Annotated in this window: 18 protein-coding genes; 7 read left to right on the top strand and 11 right to left on the bottom strand. The window is 67.3% G+C overall.

What is annotated here, in order from left to right:
• Nucleotides 1-21: 21 nt before the first annotated feature.
• From B3446_RS19590 to B3446_RS19570, 5 genes are all read right to left on the bottom strand, one after another.
• Complete coding sequence (locus tag B3446_RS19590) at nt 22-489, bottom strand: YaiI/YqxD family protein (RefSeq protein ID WP_191578175.1); 468 nt, start codon at nt 487-489, stop codon at nt 22-24.
• Nucleotides 490-494: 5 nt separating this feature from the next.
• Nucleotides 495-761: a ribbon-helix-helix protein, CopG family gene (locus B3446_RS19585; protein WP_175139078.1), complete on the bottom strand. Its 267-nt coding sequence runs from the start codon at nt 759-761 to the stop codon at nt 495-497.
• 42 nt (nt 762-803) lie between these two features.
• A complete protein-coding gene (locus tag B3446_RS19580) occupies nt 804-2,300 on the bottom strand; it encodes a TAXI family TRAP transporter solute-binding subunit (RefSeq protein WP_291384267.1) in 1,497 nt (498 codons plus the stop codon).
• A gap of 2 nt (nt 2,301-2,302) precedes the next feature.
• Entirely contained in the window at nt 2,303-3,511 is a 1,209-nt protein-coding gene (gene gltS, locus B3446_RS19575; RefSeq protein ID WP_291384265.1) for a sodium/glutamate symporter, read from the bottom strand.
• Between the two features lie 153 nt (nt 3,512-3,664).
• The gene (locus B3446_RS19570; protein ID WP_291384363.1) at nt 3,665-4,192 is read right to left on the bottom strand and encodes a GNAT family N-acetyltransferase; all 528 of its coding nucleotides are present in this window, start codon (nt 4,190-4,192) and stop codon (nt 3,665-3,667) included.
• A gap of 150 nt (nt 4,193-4,342) precedes the next feature.
• Here B3446_RS19570 and B3446_RS19565 point away from each other — a divergent pair, with 150 nt between their 5' ends.
• Nucleotides 4,343-5,389 carry a glycosyltransferase family 2 protein gene (locus B3446_RS19565; protein ID WP_291384263.1) on the top strand — a complete coding sequence of 349 codons (1,047 nt, stop codon included), beginning with the start codon at nt 4,343-4,345 and terminating at the stop codon, nt 5,387-5,389.
• A gap of 2 nt (nt 5,390-5,391) precedes the next feature.
• Nucleotides 5,392-6,975, top strand: a complete 1,584-nt coding sequence (locus B3446_RS19560; RefSeq protein ID WP_291384361.1) for an ArnT family glycosyltransferase — start codon at nt 5,392-5,394, stop codon at nt 6,973-6,975.
• Here B3446_RS19560 and B3446_RS19555 read toward each other — a convergent pair.
• The gene (locus B3446_RS19555) at nt 6,935-7,330 is read right to left on the bottom strand and encodes a GtrA family protein (RefSeq protein ID WP_291384261.1); all 396 of its coding nucleotides are present in this window, start codon (nt 7,328-7,330) and stop codon (nt 6,935-6,937) included. The two genes, B3446_RS19560 and B3446_RS19555, sit on opposite strands and share 41 nt — an antisense overlap.
• Before the next feature lie 36 nt (nt 7,331-7,366).
• On the opposite strand from B3446_RS19555, the gene B3446_RS19550 reads away from it, so the two are divergent.
• Nucleotides 7,367-8,221 carry a ChbG/HpnK family deacetylase gene (locus B3446_RS19550; RefSeq protein WP_291384259.1) on the top strand — a complete coding sequence of 285 codons (855 nt, stop codon included), beginning with the start codon at nt 7,367-7,369 and terminating at the stop codon, nt 8,219-8,221.
• Here B3446_RS19550 and B3446_RS19545 read toward each other — a convergent pair.
• Entirely contained in the window at nt 8,208-9,071 is an 864-nt protein-coding gene (locus B3446_RS19545) for a LysR family transcriptional regulator (protein WP_291384257.1), read from the bottom strand. The two genes, B3446_RS19550 and B3446_RS19545, sit on opposite strands and share 14 nt — an antisense overlap.
• A 110-nt stretch (nt 9,072-9,181) precedes the next feature.
• Between B3446_RS19545 and B3446_RS19540 the strand changes: the two genes are divergently transcribed.
• Nucleotides 9,182-9,643 (top strand): multidrug/biocide efflux PACE transporter, encoded by a 462-nt coding sequence (locus B3446_RS19540; RefSeq protein ID WP_291384255.1) that lies wholly within the window; start codon nt 9,182-9,184, stop codon nt 9,641-9,643.
• Between the two features lie 7 nt (nt 9,644-9,650).
• Here the strand turns inward: B3446_RS19540 and B3446_RS19535 are convergent, their stop codons facing one another.
• Together B3446_RS19535 and B3446_RS19530 are read right to left on the bottom strand one after the other, a co-directional pair.
• Nucleotides 9,651-10,538 (bottom strand): alpha/beta hydrolase, encoded by an 888-nt coding sequence (locus B3446_RS19535; protein WP_291384253.1) that lies wholly within the window; start codon nt 10,536-10,538, stop codon nt 9,651-9,653.
• A gap of 105 nt (nt 10,539-10,643) precedes the next feature.
• Complete coding sequence (locus tag B3446_RS19530) at nt 10,644-11,531, bottom strand: LysR family transcriptional regulator (RefSeq protein ID WP_286939675.1); 888 nt, start codon at nt 11,529-11,531, stop codon at nt 10,644-10,646.
• A 97-nt stretch (nt 11,532-11,628) separates the two neighbouring features.
• On the opposite strand from B3446_RS19530, the gene B3446_RS19525 reads away from it, so the two are divergent.
• Both B3446_RS19525 and B3446_RS19520 read left to right on the top strand, forming a co-directional pair.
• Nucleotides 11,629-12,033, top strand: coding sequence for a CidA/LrgA family protein (locus B3446_RS19525; RefSeq protein ID WP_291384249.1), 405 nt, complete (start codon nt 11,629-11,631; stop codon nt 12,031-12,033).
• Complete coding sequence (locus B3446_RS19520) at nt 12,023-12,715, top strand: LrgB family protein (RefSeq protein WP_291384247.1); 693 nt, start codon at nt 12,023-12,025, stop codon at nt 12,713-12,715. Before B3446_RS19525 ends, B3446_RS19520 begins: the two co-directional genes overlap by 11 nt.
• A gap of 8 nt (nt 12,716-12,723) precedes the next feature.
• Here the strand turns inward: B3446_RS19520 and B3446_RS19515 are convergent, their stop codons facing one another.
• Both B3446_RS19515 and B3446_RS19510 read right to left on the bottom strand, forming a co-directional pair.
• Nucleotides 12,724-13,368: a LysE family translocator gene (locus tag B3446_RS19515; RefSeq protein WP_191578164.1), complete on the bottom strand. Its 645-nt coding sequence runs from the start codon at nt 13,366-13,368 to the stop codon at nt 12,724-12,726.
• Nucleotides 13,365-14,288 (bottom strand): DMT family transporter, encoded by a 924-nt coding sequence (locus B3446_RS19510; protein WP_291384244.1) that lies wholly within the window; start codon nt 14,286-14,288, stop codon nt 13,365-13,367. The genes B3446_RS19515 and B3446_RS19510 overlap by 4 nt, the downstream gene beginning before the upstream one ends.
• 184 nt (nt 14,289-14,472) lie before the next feature.
• On the opposite strand from B3446_RS19510, the gene B3446_RS19505 reads away from it, so the two are divergent.
• A partial coding sequence (locus B3446_RS19505) for a winged helix-turn-helix domain-containing protein (RefSeq protein ID WP_291384359.1) occupies nt 14,473-14,727 on the top strand: 255 nt, incomplete at its 3' end.

Below are 14,727 nucleotides of genomic sequence, written 5' to 3'. Positions count from 1 at the left end.
CGCCGGGGCTGCCGGCGGTTTTCAGTTTTTCTGCGCCTGCTGGCGGGCCACCCGCGCGAGCAGCGTGTCGAGTTGGTTCGCGAACGCCTTGCGGTCGGACTGGCTGAATGACGACGGGCCGCCCGTGTCCACGCCGCTGGCGCGCAGTTCTTCCATCATGTCCCGCATCGCCAGCCGCTCGCGAATGGTTTCCGGCGAGTAGCGTTCGCCGCGGGGGTTGAGCGCCATCGCGCCCTTTTCCAGCACCTGCGCAGCTAGCGGAATGTCGCCGGTGATGACCAGGTCGCCCTTTTCTGCCCGCTCCACGATATGCGCGTCGGCCACGTCAAAGCCGCGCGGCACCTGCACGGCCCGGATCAGCGGCGACGGCGGCGTGTACAGCGCCTGATTGGCCACCAGCGTCAGGGGCACCTGCCAGCGCTGCGCGGCGCGGAACAGGATGTCCTTGATGACGGCGGGGCAGGCGTCCGCGTCGACCCAGATGCGCATAGCGCTTACTTGCCCAGCGCTTTCTCAAGCGCCTCGGCCACGAGGTCGTTGGTCGACACGCCGCGTTCGGCGGCGGCGGCGCGCAGCTTGTCGGCCTGCGCCTGCGACAGCTTCAGCGGGAAGGGCACCAGACCGGCGGCCTGATCCAGCTTGCGTTGCTCGCGGCGGTCGGGCACTTGGGACGAGGCGCCAAAACGGTCGGGCGTCGCCGATTGCTTGAGTTGGCCGGCCAGCTTGAGGGCCTGGTTCTTTTGAAGATCGAATTTGTTCATCGGAATTCCTGATAGGGAGCGCCATCATAGACGCAACGCGCCTCAGCGCGGTTTGGCGTGCTCCAGTTGGGCGATCCCTTCTTCGGCGCCGTCGTGCAGCGGCACGCTCAGGCCGAGCCGGGCGGTGGCCGCCGATACCTGCGAGCCCTGCGTCGAACCGGCCGCCAGCAGGTCCTGGCCTGCCTGGTACACCGCGCGCACCACGACCAGCGCTTCGTCGCGCGTGAGGTCGGTGGTGGTCAACATCAGCGCGGCCACGCCGACGGTGGGGATGCGTTCCTGCTGATTGGGATACGTGCCGGCCGCGATGTCCAGCGGCATCAGCACGCTGTCGCCCGCCGTGAGGGTCTTGATGGCATCGGCGTCGAGCGGCAACAGCTTGAGCTGCGCGGGAATCAGCGCGTCGCGCAGCGGCGTGGCCGGCACGCCGATCACCTGGGCGGCAGCATCGATCGCACCGGATTGCAGCAGCGGCAGGGCGGCAACGAACGGCGTATCGGACACCTGGTAATCACGGCCGGCCTGCAGGCCATGCGCCGCCAACACGGTTTGCAATGTGGCCCGCACGGCCGACCCTTCCGGGCCGAGCGCGATCGTCTTGCCCTTCAGGTCCCGCACACCGCGAATCGAGGGATCGTCGCGCACGACGATATGGACCATTTCCGGATACAGGCTGCCCAGGGCACGCAGGCCGGGAAACGGCCCCTGACCCGCGAAGGGACCCGTGCCCTCGTAGGCCATCTGTGCGGTATCGGCCTGCGCCAGGCCGACGACGGCGTCGCCGCTGCGCAGCAATGCGATGTTGTCGGCTCCGCCGCCGGTGATGAGCGGCGACACCCGGATCTGGCGCGCGCGCGCCACGTCGCTCAGGGCGCGGGAAAAGGCCAGGTACTCGCCGCGGTCCGGACCGCCGGCCAGCGGGTAACCCTGCTGGAGCCGGGACAGCCGGCCATTGATGCGCGCCACCGAGCGTTCCAGCTCCTGCTGGACGACGTGCTGGGCCGTGCTGGACGCGCTGTAGGTTACCGAGTGGGTGATCTGGTCCAGCGTGTCCAGCAGCTGACGCGTGACGGGCGGCGGGGCCCCGGTATCCAGGGAGGGCGCCTCGGCTGCCTTGAAGCCTGCGGGCGTCACCAGCTTCCACGCGCCGTCCGCTTCACGGTAGATGGCGCTGGCGTGGGCAACGATGCGGTCGCCGGCCTTGTTGCCGCCGGACTTCACGCCGCTGATGCTGCGCGGACCGGCGCCCAGCAACGTCACCAGCGACGCCGCGCCGGGCTGGTCCCATGCGCCCAGCGAAATGTCGCGGGTCAGTTCCAGGTCGATGTCGTAGTACACGACGCGACGGGTTTCGCCCGCCGGGGCGGTGCTGTCCGTGGCCGATCCCATGCGCTTGAGGTCAGCGATGCGGAACAGGTCCTGCCCGTAAGTCGCGTCCAGGCTGCGCGTGACGTCCGCGCGAAGCGCGTCGGCATCGGGCGCGCGGCCGCACGCGGCCAGCACCGCGCACAGCAAGACCATCAAGAGTCTTTTGAACATGGCTACATCCCTCCCACGAACGGCAAGGAAATCAGCGAACTCAGTACGATCACGTTCAGGATGTCCACCAGGAAGGCCCCGGTGACCGGCACCACGATGAACGCTTCCGGCGCCGGGCCGTGGCGGCGCGTGAGCGCCTGCATGTTGGCGATGGCGGTGGCGGTGGCGCCCAGCGCAAAGCCGCAGAACGCCGCGGACATGATGGCGGCCTCGTAGTCGCGCTTGAGCATCCGGAACACCACCCAGGCGGCGTACAGCGCGCAGACCAGCGTCTGCACCGCCAGCATCAGCGCCAGCGGACCGGCCAGGCGCGCGACGCTGGACAGGTCCAGCGTCATCATGGTCATCCCCAGAAACAGCGACAGCGAGATCGTGCCGATGATGTCGGTGGCGCGATCGTCGAGCCGGATGCCCACCAGCGGCCCTGCGTTGCGGATGAGTACCCCGGTCGCAAGGCACCACAGGAAGTTGGGCAGGCTGACCGGGGCATCTTCCACCAGCGCTGCCAGCATGCCGCCGACGACCAGGCAGACGAACGCGGCGGTCATGGACAGGATGAACGTACCGGGGGTGGGCGGCTGATGCGCTTCATTCAGGTCGATGGCCTGGTGGCCCTCGGCTGCGGTGTGGTCCAGGCTGCCCGACACCTTATGGCGGCGCATGATCCATTCCGCCACGGGGCCGCCCACCACGCCGCCCAGCACCAGTCCCAGCGTCGCCGCCGTCATGGCCAGCGGCATGACGTCCTGGATGTTGTTGAAGTCGGCAAAGCGCGTCGCGTAGGCCGCGCCGGTGCCGTGGCCGCCCACCAGCGTGATCGTGCCGCCCAGCAGGCCCATGAGCGGGTGCATGTCTAGCAGCCATGCCATCCCCAGTCCCACCGCGTTCTGCAGGACCAGAAACGGAATCAACGCGAGGAGAAAGGCGATGAGACGGGGCCCGCCGCGCGCCAGCAGCTTGAGGTTGGCGGTAAGCCCGATGCAGCCGAAGAACAGCAGCAGCAACGTGGGCTTGATGCTGGTCTCCAGCGAGACGGCGACGCCGCCCCACGTCGACAGCAGATAGGCCAATACCGCGAACAGCAGCCCGCCCACGATGGGGTCCGGAATGCTGTAGCGCGCCAGGACGCCGATGCGCGTGGTCATGACGCGTCCGATGACGAGCACGAGGCAGCAGGCGAGGAGGGATTGGACGGGCGAAAGGGAGATCATATGAACCTTCGCGCCCCGCCGGGGCGCAGCAAGACTAGCTGTTCAAACCCGATGTTCAAGCCCGCTGTTCAGGCCATTTTCCGCCGCATCGCTCGCGGACTGCGAAGCTATCTTACGTCCAGGCCAGTGCTCGTGTACACGAGGGGGACGCCGTCAGGCGCGTGACGGGCGCGCGGCCGGGAAGGGAAAGGCGCGCGACATGTAACTGGCGCCCTCGCCGTAGCCTGCGAGTTTTTCGGCGAGACCCGGCGTCTGCGGCGCAAGCGGCGCGTAGCCGTGACGCAACCAATAGCCGGCCGCCGATGCCAGGGACACCAGGCTGGCGCGCGTCAGGCCGTTGTCCATGGCGCTTGCGGCGGCGGCGCCCACCAGCGCCTGGCCCACGCCCATGCCCTGCGCCGCCGGCACGACCGCGCAGTCATGCAGAAACCAGTGATCGGCCCGCGCCGGCAGCGCGGGTAGCGGCACGTCCAGGGCGGGCGGCAGGCCCGCGTCCCACGGGTAGGAAATCAGGTAGCCCAGCAGCGCGCCAGAAGACATGGGCGAGGCGGGTTGGGCGACCCAGCAATATTGCGGCGCAAGCGCGAGACGGTTCAGGAAGAAGCCGGCGCCTTCCAGCAGAAAGCGTGGATAAGCGAGCGCCTGGGCCTGCAGGATGGCGTCCACATCGCTGACCATCATGGCACGGACTTGGTATTGCATGACAACCCGAAGACTGGAGATGCCCGCCATTTTAGCGGCCGGGCGCGGGCCGGCATTTCATGAAAATTCGACGAGCCCCTGCGCATACTGCACCGCATCGTGTCCCGCATTCCGTCATTGCAGAACCTCATGCACATCCAGTTCCGGTCCGACCCGCCTGCGCCGCAGGTGCTGGCAAAATCTCTGCCGCTCAGGTCCGTGTGGCCGCCGCAGGCCGCCGACGTGCCGTATGACATCCGCGTCACCTGCGTGATTCCGTGCCTGAACGAGTGCGAGAACCTGCGCGTGTTGCTGCCGCTGCTGCGCAACCGCCTTTCCGCGCTGTGCACCAGCTGGGAGATCATCGTGGCCGACGATGGCAGCACCGACGGCACGGACGCGCTGATGGCGGAATGGACCGAGTACGAAGGCTTTCGCCACGTGCAGTTGTCCCGCAATTTCGGCAAGGAGGCGGCACTGAGCGCAGGTCTGGAAGCCGCCAGCGGCAACGTGGTCATCTGCCTGGACGCCGACCTGCAGCATCCGCCCGCGTTGATCGAGCTGATGCTGGCGCGATGGTCCGCGGGGGCCGAGATGGTGTACGCCGTGCGGCGCGACCGCGCCGACGAATCCTGGCTCAAGCGCTCGGGCGCGCGCTGGTTCTATCAGTTGCTCAGCAATGCACGCGGCGTGCAGGTGCCAGCGCACGCCGGCGACTTCCGGCTGATGGACCGCAGCGTGGTCGATGCGCTGATCGCGCTGCCCGAGCGCACCCGCTTCATGAAGGGCCTGTATGCCTGGGTCGGCTTCAAGGGTGAGGCCGTGCCCTACACGCCGGACGAGCGCATGCACGGTACCAGCACCTATAGCGGGCTGCGCCTTTTTCGCCTGGCGCTTGACGGCCTGACGGCATTCACGACGTGGCCGCTGCGCATGGTCAGCCTGGTGGGCGTGGCGTTTGCCGTGCTGGCGCTGGCCTACGCGGCCTTTCTCGTGGGCGATTACCTGATGTCCGGCAACGCCGTCTCCGGGTGGACGACCATCGTCACCGCGGTGCTGTTCTTTGCGGGCGTCAATCTGATCTCGCTGGGCGTGGTGGGCGAATACGTCGCCCGCATCTTCGACGAGGTGAAGGGCCGCCCGCTGTTCGTCGTGCGGCGCAACCGCGGCCGCCCCGCTGGTAAGGCGCAGGGCTGATGATGGCGGACTCCAGCACACCGGCGCGCTCCGAATGGACCCCGCCGGCAGGACGGTTTTTGCTGGCCGTCGGCATCTGGCTGGCCTGGCTGGCGTGGATACGTCCGCTGACCTTGCCCGATGAAGGGCGCTATGCCGGCGTTGCCTGGGACATGCTGCGCAGCGGCTCGCACGCCGTGCCGTTGCTGGACGGCATGCCGTACTTCCACAAGCCGCCGCTGTACTACTGGCTGACAGAGTTGTCGTTCTCGGTGTTCGGCGTGCATCCGTGGGCGGCGCGCGTGCCCTCGTGGCTGGCTGCGTGGGCCGCCGCCGCGGGGTTGTATTTTTTTGTGCGGCGTCATCGCGATGCGTTTGCCGCCACGCTGACCGTGCTGGCGCTTTGCACCATGCCGTTCTTCTATGGAGGCGCGCAGTTCGCCAACCTGGACATGCTGGTCGCGGGGCTCATCACGTTGTGCGTACTGGCCGCTGCTGAAACCGCGCTGCGCGTTGAACGCGCGGAAGGGGCGCGCGGGATGTCCGTGGCTGCCGCGGCGCTGGCCGCGCTGGCGGTATTGGCCAAAGGGCTGATCGGGTTGGTGTTGCCGGGGGCGATCCTGCTGCTCTGGCTGGTCTGGGAGCGGCGCTGGCGCGGGCTGGCGGCGCTGGTGTGGCCGCCGGCGCTGCTGGTGTTCATGGCAGTGGCGGCGCCGTGGTTCGTGCTGATGCAGGTGCGGTATCCCGGCTTTTACGACTATTTCTTCGTCTATCAGCATTTCCAGCGCTTCGCCGCCAGCGGCTTCAACAACGCCCAGCCGTTCTGGTTCTACCTGCCGGTGCTGGCTGGCCTGAGCCTGCCGTGGTCACTATGGGGCGGCGGCATCCTGCGCCGCGCCTTCTGGGCCGAAGGGCCGGCGCGCAGTCTGCGGCGCCTGGCGGCGGTCTGGTTTGCCGTGGTGGTGGTGTTCTTTTCGTTGCCGCATTCCAAACTGATTGGGTATGTGCTGCCGGCGCTGGCGCCGCTCGCTTTTCTGCTGGCCGAGGTCATTCGGGCGGCGTGGCGCGGCGACACCGGTGGGATGACGCCGCGTCTGGTGCGCATCAGCGCCGCCGTCGCAGCCGGGATCTGCGTCATCGCCGTGGGCATTGCGGCGTTCAATGGCCGGGGCAGCGCCTCGCCGCTGGCCACGGTGGTGCGGCAGGAGGCGCGGCCGGACGACACCTTTGTCTCGCTGCACGCCTACCCCTTCGATCTGGCGCTGTACGCGCGCGCGCCGCGGCCCACGTGGGTCGTGGACGACTGGCTCAATCCGGAAGTGCCGGTGCGCGACAACTGGCGCAAGGAGCTGTACGACGCCGCGAAGTTCGATCCGGTCACCGGCGGGCTGGTGCTGGTCAGCGCGGCCCAGTTCAATGCCCGCCTGTGCGCGGCGCCGGAGGGCGCGCGGTTCTGGGTGTGGGGCAATCATGGCGACGGCGCGGTCTACGCGCCGCTGCAAGGCGTGAAGCCTGCCGTCGCCAGTGCCCGGCATGCAATGTGGTTACTGCAGGCGGACGCGGCGCTTAAGAACCGGCTTTGTGCCGGAACGCCCACAGCCGGCTAGCGATGAACGTCGCGAACGCCAGGCCGATCAGAATCAGCGCCAGTAGCGTGTCGTACGGCACGTCGGTGGCGTGCAACAGCCAGGCGTAGGCCGTTTCATTGATCAAAAAGCCGATCGTTGAAATGAAAAGGAAACGACGGCCAGCTACGGTCCAGGGGATGGGCGAATGTCGGAACGTGAGCCGGTAATGGCCGCTGAAAGACACCACGAAGGCGACCATCCAGCCGATCAGGTTGGCCGCCAGCGGGGGGGCGCCGAACGCTTCGACGCAGCCCACGGCAACGGCCCAATGCGTTGCCGCGGCGGCGCAACCGACGGCGATGAACAGGCTGATTTGCCGGATGAGGGCGCGCATGTGGGATATGGCGGACGGAAAGATGGAGAGGCGGTGATGAACAAACGCGTCGTGGTGTGCGGTGATGATTTTGGCATGAATGCGGATGTCGACGAGGGCATGATTGCGCTGGCCGACATGGGGCGCGTCAGTGCGGTCAGCTGCCTGACGCTGGGACCCACCTTCGCGGCCAACGCGCCGCGGCTCGCCGCGTTGGACGTGGACATCGGCCTGCACCTGAATCTGTCGGAAACGCTGAGCGTGGGCGCCGAACCGATGCCCGCGTTAGGCGCGCTGATCCTCAAGGCCTACGCGGGCCTGCTCGACGCGGCGTGGGTCGAGGCGCAGCTTGTCCGGCAGTTCGATGCGTTCGAGGCGGCGTTCGGCCGGGCGCCGGACTATGTGGATGGACACCAGCACGTGCATCAGCTGCCCGGCATCCGTCAGCGCTTGCTGGCATTGCTGGCGCGACGTTATGGCACGCAGGCGCCCTGGCTGCGCCAGACCGCGCCCGGCATGCAGTGCGGAATTCCGCTGAAGGAGTCGTTGAAGGCGCGCGTGATCGGCGCGTTGGGGGCGTCGGCGCTGGCGCGCGAGGCCCGTTCATGCGGCTTGCGAACCAACAGACGGCTGCTGGGCGTCTATGCGTTCGACGGCGGCAAGCGCCGCTACGCGCACCTATTGCAGACCTGGCTGTTCAACGCGCGTGAAGGCGACCTCGTCATGTGCCATCCGGCGCTGGGCAGCGAGCGGGGCAGCGCCATGGCTCGCCAGCGGCGCGCCGAATTCGACGTGCTGGCCGATCCGAAGCTGGGTGAATGGCTGCGCGCCAATGGCGTCAGCATCACGCGCTTGGCGTCAACGCACGCGGATCCCGTGTGCCCCTTGGCGGCGCGCGCTATCCCTGCGTAAGGCTTTCCAGCAGCCAGGCGCCCGCCGGTCCCAGCGCGCGGCGTGTGGACCAGACCGCGTCGACATGGATGTGGCGCGGCCAACCCGGCACCTTCAATTCCACGAGCTGGTCGCGGCCGAAGCGCTGAATCATCCAACGCGGCAGCTCGGTCCAGCCAAAACCCAGGCTGGCCATTTCCAGCAGCATCAGATAGCCCGGCGCCGACCACGTCGAATGCGCGGGCGTCGCCTCTTTGTCGTCGAGCTCGTACGTGCTCAGGCGCAGTTCGCGCTCGGTCTTCAAGTGATCGGAAGTGACCGCCGGCAGGCTGGCCAGCGGATGCGAACGCCCCACGCACAAGACGATTTCAGAACGTTCGGCCAGGCAGGCGTGCGCGACGTCCGGCGGATAGCTTTCCTGCGCCGCCATCAGCCCCACGTGCGCGCGGCCCTGCTGCACCAGCGCCACCACGTCCTCGTATTCCGCGATCAGGCACTCGAAGCGCAGCGCCGGATAGCGCGCGTCGATCTGGCTCAGCATGGCCTCGAATGTGCGCGACTGGAACGTGTCGGACAGCACGACCGTGAGCCGGGGTTCCAGGCCTTCGGATAACTGGCTGGCGCTGCGGTTCAGGCGATCGTTGGCGGCCAGCACCTGCAAGGCCTGCCCCAGCAGCACCTTGCCGGCGGCGGTCAGGGAAGGTTGGCGCTGACTGCGGTCGAACAGGGCGACGTTCAAGTCCACCTCGAGATTGGCGATGGTCTCGCTGATGGTGGACTGGCTCTTGCCCAGTTTGCGGGCCGCGGCCGAGAACGAGCCTTCAGAGGCGACCTGGGCGAAGGCGGCGAGGGATTCGAGGGAGTGGCGCATCAGTGGCCCGTCGGTAGTTGTATCGGTTTTTCCGATGGATATTATCTTTTTCGTAACGGAAATGTCGCGGACAATGCGGTCACTCTTCAGCAATCGACCGCAGGTGGGTCATGACCCAAGCCAAGAAAACCCTCAAAGAACGTTTCATCCACGCCTTCTTGTTCGAAATCATCGCCATCGGCCTGTGTGCCCCCGTGGCCGCGTGGGCCATGGGCAAGTCGCTGTTCGAAATGGGCGTGCTCACCGCGGTCATCGCCTGGATCGCACTGGTCTGGAACATGATCTACAACGCGGGCTTCGACCGTGTCGAAAACCGCTTCGGCTGGACCCGTACGTTCCGCATCCGCGTACTGCATGCGTTCGGCTTCGAGTTCGGCCTGATCCTGATCGTGATTCCGCTGGCGGCCTGGTGGCTCAGCATCAGCCTGTGGGAAGCCTTCGTCCTGGACATCGCGCTGGTGCTGTTCTATCTGCCCTACGCGTTCTTCTACAACCTGGCGTACGACCGCAGCCGTCCCCGCGTGATGGCGTGGCTGTCCCGCCGCAGCGGCGCCGCTGCCGCCGGCGTCTGACGCCTCGTCAGCCCTTCTTGCGCTGGTACGCCTGGCTGGCGTCCTGCATGAAGGTTCTGACAGCGGTCTCGTACTGCGTGCCGCTGCGGAAAGCGCCCGAATGCGAGGCGCCTTCTATCTTCACCAGCCGCTTCAGGTCCGGCGCCACGTTGCGGGCAGCGGCAAAGAGTTCGTCGCTCATGGTGTGAGGCACCACGCGGTCCGCCGTGCCGTGCATGAACAACATGGGCGTGTGCAGCTGGGCCAGCTTGTCCACGGATGCGAACGGCTGCGTGACGAGCAGGCTGGCGCCGGGCACATTGCCCCAGCGCAGGGTGGCCAGCATGGCGCCAATGCTGGTGAAGCTGGATTCCACGATGAGGCCCGCGAAGTCCGGTTGCTCGGGGCGTGAGGCCAGGTCGATGGCAATCGCGCCGCCCAGGCTGTGCCCGTACACAAAGCGGCGCGCCGGATCGGGCTGCAGGCGCGCCAGTTCCTTCAGGCCCGCCATGGCGTCCTCTAGCGCGCTGTCTTCAGAGGGCAGACGCGGCGTGGACGCACCGAAGCCACGGTAATCGATCGCCAGTATGGAATACCCCATGCGGCTCCAGCCGTCGATGCGGAACGCGCTGCCATTCAGGTTCCAGCGCGCGCCGTGCAGATACAGCACGGTGGGGGCGCCTTTTTTGGGGCTGGCCAGATACCAGGCGCGGATCTTGTCGCCGTTGTCGAGCGTCAGGTCGTACACCTGCGTTCCCGCGGCAGGGTCCCGCCACCAGGATTGCGGCTCGGATTGCGGCGAAAAAATGGTCTGGCGCTGCCAGGAATCCAGCTGGGAGCAGCCGACCACGCCGGCGGCGGCAAGCACGGCGGCGGCAAACAGTCGGCGGGCGGAGAGTCGGGGCAGGGCGGGCATGTATGGTGTGACCCGGCAAGTCGGGCCGGGTTCCGGCATCAGCATACTCCGGCGCGGTCGCCGGAAGTTTGTCCCGAGGTCTGCCGGTCCGGGCGCGGCCCGCCATCAGGCGGTGCCGGGATGGACCTCGCGCGTCAACGCCAGCCACGCCTGCGCGGCATACGACAGATAACCGCCACGGCGCCACACCAGGACCATCTCCCAGTCCGTCCCCGAATCGCGCAAAGGCACGCGAGCCACGCTCGCGTGCAGTTCCTCGTTGGCCTTCATGCGCGGCAGAAACGCCACGCCCAGCCCCGCCGCCACCAGCGCCACGATGAAATCGATCTGACCGCTGCGCGCGGCGATGGTCGGGACGAACCCCGCCCGTTGGCACGCGTCGTGGATGATGCGGTTCAGGGCAAACCCTGTTTCGAACAGCACGAAGGGCGAGTCGCGCAGATCGTGCAGCCCTACCGACTCGGCGCGGGCCTGAGGGTGATCGGCGGGCATCAGCGCCACCAGCGGTTCGCGCGCGACGGGCTGCCATTCGAAGTGGTCCGGCACGGGCTTGAGCGATCCCGCCAGTTCGATTTCGCCGGCCATCACCATTTCTTCAAGCCGGCGGCTGCCGTGTTCGACCAGACTGATCTCGATGCGCGGATAGCGGCTGCGAAAGCGCGCGAACATCGGCGCAAACAGCGAACTGCTGCCCAGCGGCGGCAGGCCCAGGCGCAGCACACCTCGTTTCAGGCCCTTCAGGTCATCCAACTCGGCGTTCAGGTCGTCGCGTTCGGCCAGCATGTTCAGGGCGCGCCGATACACGATCTCGCCTGCGGCCGTCAGCCGCAGCGGCTGCGCCTGCCGGTCCAGCAAGAGCATGCCCAGCTCATCCTCCAGCTGCCGAACGGCCTTGCTGATCGTGGGTTGGGTCGCGTGGATCACTTTGGCCGCCTGGGAGAAACCGCCTTGCCTGACGACCTCCACCAGCGCGCGCAGCGTTCGCAGTTCCATCGCTATGCCAGTTTGGAATAAATGGGATTCATCGAATTCATTTTATCTATGCGCCTACGAAGCGTAAAACAAGGGCTTGCCGCTGGTTCTACGTCTCATGCCCCGCTTTCGCCATTCCATCCTTATCCGCAGCGCGCTGCGCCGCAGCCGTTTGCTGCAGATTGCATTGATCGTCCTTTTTTCCGTGCTGGGCCAGGCGATGGCGCAGGCCTCAGGGCTGCCGGTGCCGGGCGGCGTCATCGGGATGGCGCTGGTGCTCATCCTGCTGGCGACGCGGCGCTTGCGCGTGCGCAACGTGCAGCGCGGGGCGAGCTGGCTGCTGGGGGAAATGCTGCTGTTCTTTGTGCCGGCGGTGATGTCGTTGCTGGACCACCGCGAATTTCTTGGTCTGCTCGGCGTGAAGCTGCTGGCCGTGATCCTGCTGGGCACGGCGCTTGTCATGGCCGGCACGGCGCTGACGATCGATTTTTGCTATCGCTGGATGAACCGCCATGCAGCCTGAATTCAACCTGCTGTTCTGGCCGGCGGCCACCGTCGCCGCGTATGTCTGCGCGCGCCTGTTCTACCGCCGCTTTGCCTATTGGTGGACATCCACCCTGGTCGTCGCGCCCGCGCTTCTGCTGACGCTGGCCATTCTGCTGCATACCGGCTATCGCGACTACATGTCCGGTTCGCACTGGCTGATGGCCATGCTGGGACCGGTCATCGTGGCGTTCGCGCTGCCGCTTTACGAGCAGCGGGCGCTGATCCGGCGGTACTGGCCGGTATTGGCCGCGGGTGTGGCCGTGGGCAGCGGCATCGCGGGCGTCAGCGCGTGGCTGCTGGGCAGCCTGCTGGATTTACCGCCCGACCTGCGGCTCAGCCTGGTGCCGCGATCGGTCGCCACGCCGTTCGCCATCGCGGTGTCTTCCCACGTGGGCGGGGTGCCCGACCTGACGGCGGTCTTCGTCATCGTCACGGGCGTTTTCGGCGCGGCCATCGGCCAGCTCATGTGCCGCTGGCTGCCGCTGCGTTCGGCGCTGGCGCGCGGCGCGCTGTTCGGCATGGGCGCACATGGCGCCGGCACGGCCAAGGCCCGCGAGCTTGCCGCAGAAGAGGGGGCGGTCGCGGGCCTGGTGATGGTGATGGCGGGCTTGTTCAACGTGCTGGTCACGCCGGCCGTCGTGGTGGGATTGCTGGCCTGAGCCGCTTTTCAGTGCAGCAGTTCCAGCGCGACCGGATACAGCGAGGCGACGAGCAGCAGGGCCATGCCCACATTGAAGGCGCGGATCGCGGCAGGCCGGTGCAGGACGCGGCGCAGGGCTGTACCGAACGTCACCCAGATGCCGATGCTGGGCAGGTTGACGATGCCGCAGACCAGAGTCGCGATCACCAGGTTGGCAAAGAACCCGTTTTGCGGCGTGTAGGTGGCCACCACGCCCACCGCCATCACCCAGGCCTTGGGATTGACCCACTGGAAGGCGGCGGCCTGCAGGAACGTGAACGGCTTGCCGCGCGTCTCGCCCTCGTCCAGCGGACCCGAGGTGGCGATCTTCCAGGCGAGGTAAAGCAGATAGGCCGCGCCGGCATACTTCAGGATGGTGTAGAGCACAGGCGTCTGCTGGAACACCGAGCCCAGGCCGACACCGACCAGAAAAATCATCAGCGTGAAGCCCAGGTTCACGCCCAGCAGGTGCGGCACGCTGCGCCGGAATCCGAAGTTCAGGCCCGACGACGCCAGCATCACGTTGTTGGGGCCGGGCGTGATCGAGCTGACCAGTGCAAACAGCGCCAGCGGACCCAGGAGGGAAAGCGAGGCCAGCGGGACGTCGGCCCAATTGGCGGGAAACAGGTTCATGTCGGGGTCCTTACGATGGCGCGGCGTCCGCCGGCAATAACGGCGATCACGGCGGCGGCAAACACGAACGTCGTCGCCTCCACGGTTTCGCCAAACAGCAAAGCAGCGGCCACGACGGTAAGGAAGGGTTGCAGCAATTGCACTTGTCCGACCCGGGCAATTCCGCCGGCGGCCAAGCCGCGATACCAGGCGAAAAATCCCAGGAACATTGAGCCGAAAGCCAGGTAGGCGAAGGCGGCAACCACATCGGAACTGGGCCAGTGGGGCTGCTGCGCCGCCATCCAGCCGACGGGCAGGGCCACCACCGGTGCGCTGATGGTCAGCGCCCAACATATTGTGCGCCAACCGCCCAGCGTGCGCGAGGCCCGCGCGCCCTCGGCGTACCCCATTCCGCCCAGCACGACCGCCACCAGCAGCCACAGGTAGCCGGCCGTCAGCGTGCCTTCGCCCTGGCGCAGCGCATAGGCGGTGACCAGCGCGGCGCCGGCGACGGCCCAGCCCCAGAAGGCGGCCGACGGACGCTCGCCGCTGCGCAGGGCGGCAAAGGCGGCGGTGGACAGCGGCAGCAGACCGTTGAATACCGCGCCCTGCGACGAAGGCACCGTCTGCATCGCCATCGACGATGCCAGCGGCCAGCCGACCACGATGCCCAGCGCCGCCAGAATCACGCCCGGCCATTCGTGCCGGTTGGGTCGGCGGCTTCGCGTGAGCCACAACAGGGCGATGGCGGGCAGGGCAGCGATCAGCGCACGACCCAATCCGACGAGCAAGGGCGACAACTCGGCCACTGCGACGCGGGTCATCGGAAGGGTCAGCGAAAACACCAGCACGCCCAGGAAACCGTAGCCGTATCCCTCCCAGAGGGAAGACGAGGCGGCGGAGGCGGCCGAAGGCGTGGCATAAAGCGCGGGACGGGACATGACGGCACCGTAAAAAGTGACATGGCCGCAGCGCCTGCGGTTGCAGGTTTGCGGCATTGCTGTCACTCTACGCACAGCCGTCAGTACAGTACCGGTACACCTTTGCAGTCACTTTAACCACTGGCCTGGTCAAATCTCCATGACAGTTGCTCACTCCCCCCCTTCTTCCCTGCCTTGGCAGCCCGTGCGCCAGGCCGATGCCACGCTGGTGGCGCAACTGGCCGATNNGGCCGATGGCCTGCCCCGCCGCATCGACGAGCAAGGCCTGCGGCCCGGCACGCGCCTGCCGTCCATCCGCAAGATGGCCGAACAGTCGGGCGTCAGCCGCTTCACCGTGGTCGAAGCCTACGACCGCCTCGTGGCGCGCGGGCTGGTGCAGTCGCGCCGGGGCGCGGGGTTTTTCGTAAAGGCGCGTAGCGGCCCGCTGACGGCGGTGGCT

Origin of the sequence: Achromobacter sp. UBA5777, assembly GCF_002418565.1 — a bacterium.
Taxonomy (GTDB): domain Bacteria; phylum Pseudomonadota; class Gammaproteobacteria; order Burkholderiales; family Burkholderiaceae_B; genus Achromobacter; species Achromobacter animicus.
The sequence above is the reverse complement of the archived record's forward strand: the minus strand, read 5'-3'. Positions and strand labels throughout refer to the sequence as shown.

What these genes read in the sequence shown, in the direction of transcription:
- B3446_RS19580 (WP_291384267.1), bottom strand. Translation starts at nt 2,300, where the DNA reads ATGTTCAAAAGACTCTTGATGGTCTTGCTGTGCGCGGTGCTGGCCGCG.
- B3446_RS19590 (WP_191578175.1), bottom strand. Translation starts at nt 489, where the DNA reads ATGCGCATCTGGGTCGACGCGGACGCCTGCCCCGCCGTCATCAAGGAC.
- gltS (WP_291384265.1), bottom strand. Translation starts at nt 3,511, where the DNA reads ATGATCTCCCTTTCGCCCGTCCAATCCCTCCTCGCCTGCTGCCTCGTG.
- B3446_RS19565 (WP_291384263.1), top strand. Translation starts at nt 4,343, where the DNA reads ATGCACATCCAGTTCCGGTCCGACCCGCCTGCGCCGCAGGTGCTGGCA.
- B3446_RS19550 (WP_291384259.1), top strand. Translation starts at nt 7,367, where the DNA reads ATGAACAAACGCGTCGTGGTGTGCGGTGATGATTTTGGCATGAATGCG.
- B3446_RS19585 (WP_175139078.1), bottom strand. Translation starts at nt 761, where the DNA reads ATGAACAAATTCGATCTTCAAAAGAACCAGGCCCTCAAGCTGGCCGGC.
- B3446_RS19525 (WP_291384249.1), top strand. Translation starts at nt 11,629, where the DNA reads ATGCCCCGCTTTCGCCATTCCATCCTTATCCGCAGCGCGCTGCGCCGC.
- B3446_RS19535 (WP_291384253.1), bottom strand. Translation starts at nt 10,538, where the DNA reads ATGCCCGCCCTGCCCCGACTCTCCGCCCGCCGACTGTTTGCCGCCGCC.
- B3446_RS19560 (WP_291384361.1), top strand. Translation starts at nt 5,392, where the DNA reads ATGGCGGACTCCAGCACACCGGCGCGCTCCGAATGGACCCCGCCGGCA.
- B3446_RS19570 (WP_291384363.1), bottom strand. Translation starts at nt 4,192, where the DNA reads ATGATGGTCAGCGATGTGGACGCCATCCTGCAGGCCCAGGCGCTCGCT.
- B3446_RS19515 (WP_191578164.1), bottom strand. Translation starts at nt 13,368, where the DNA reads ATGAACCTGTTTCCCGCCAATTGGGCCGACGTCCCGCTGGCCTCGCTT.
- B3446_RS19540 (WP_291384255.1), top strand. Translation starts at nt 9,182, where the DNA reads ATGACCCAAGCCAAGAAAACCCTCAAAGAACGTTTCATCCACGCCTTC.
- B3446_RS19520 (WP_291384247.1), top strand. Translation starts at nt 12,023, where the DNA reads ATGCAGCCTGAATTCAACCTGCTGTTCTGGCCGGCGGCCACCGTCGCC.
- B3446_RS19555 (WP_291384261.1), bottom strand. Translation starts at nt 7,330, where the DNA reads ATGCGCGCCCTCATCCGGCAAATCAGCCTGTTCATCGCCGTCGGTTGC.
- B3446_RS19530 (WP_286939675.1), bottom strand. Translation starts at nt 11,531, where the DNA reads ATGGAACTGCGAACGCTGCGCGCGCTGGTGGAGGTCGTCAGGCAAGGC.
- B3446_RS19545 (WP_291384257.1), bottom strand. Translation starts at nt 9,071, where the DNA reads ATGCGCCACTCCCTCGAATCCCTCGCCGCCTTCGCCCAGGTCGCCTCT.
- B3446_RS19510 (WP_291384244.1), bottom strand. Translation starts at nt 14,288, where the DNA reads ATGTCCCGTCCCGCGCTTTATGCCACGCCTTCGGCCGCCTCCGCCGCC.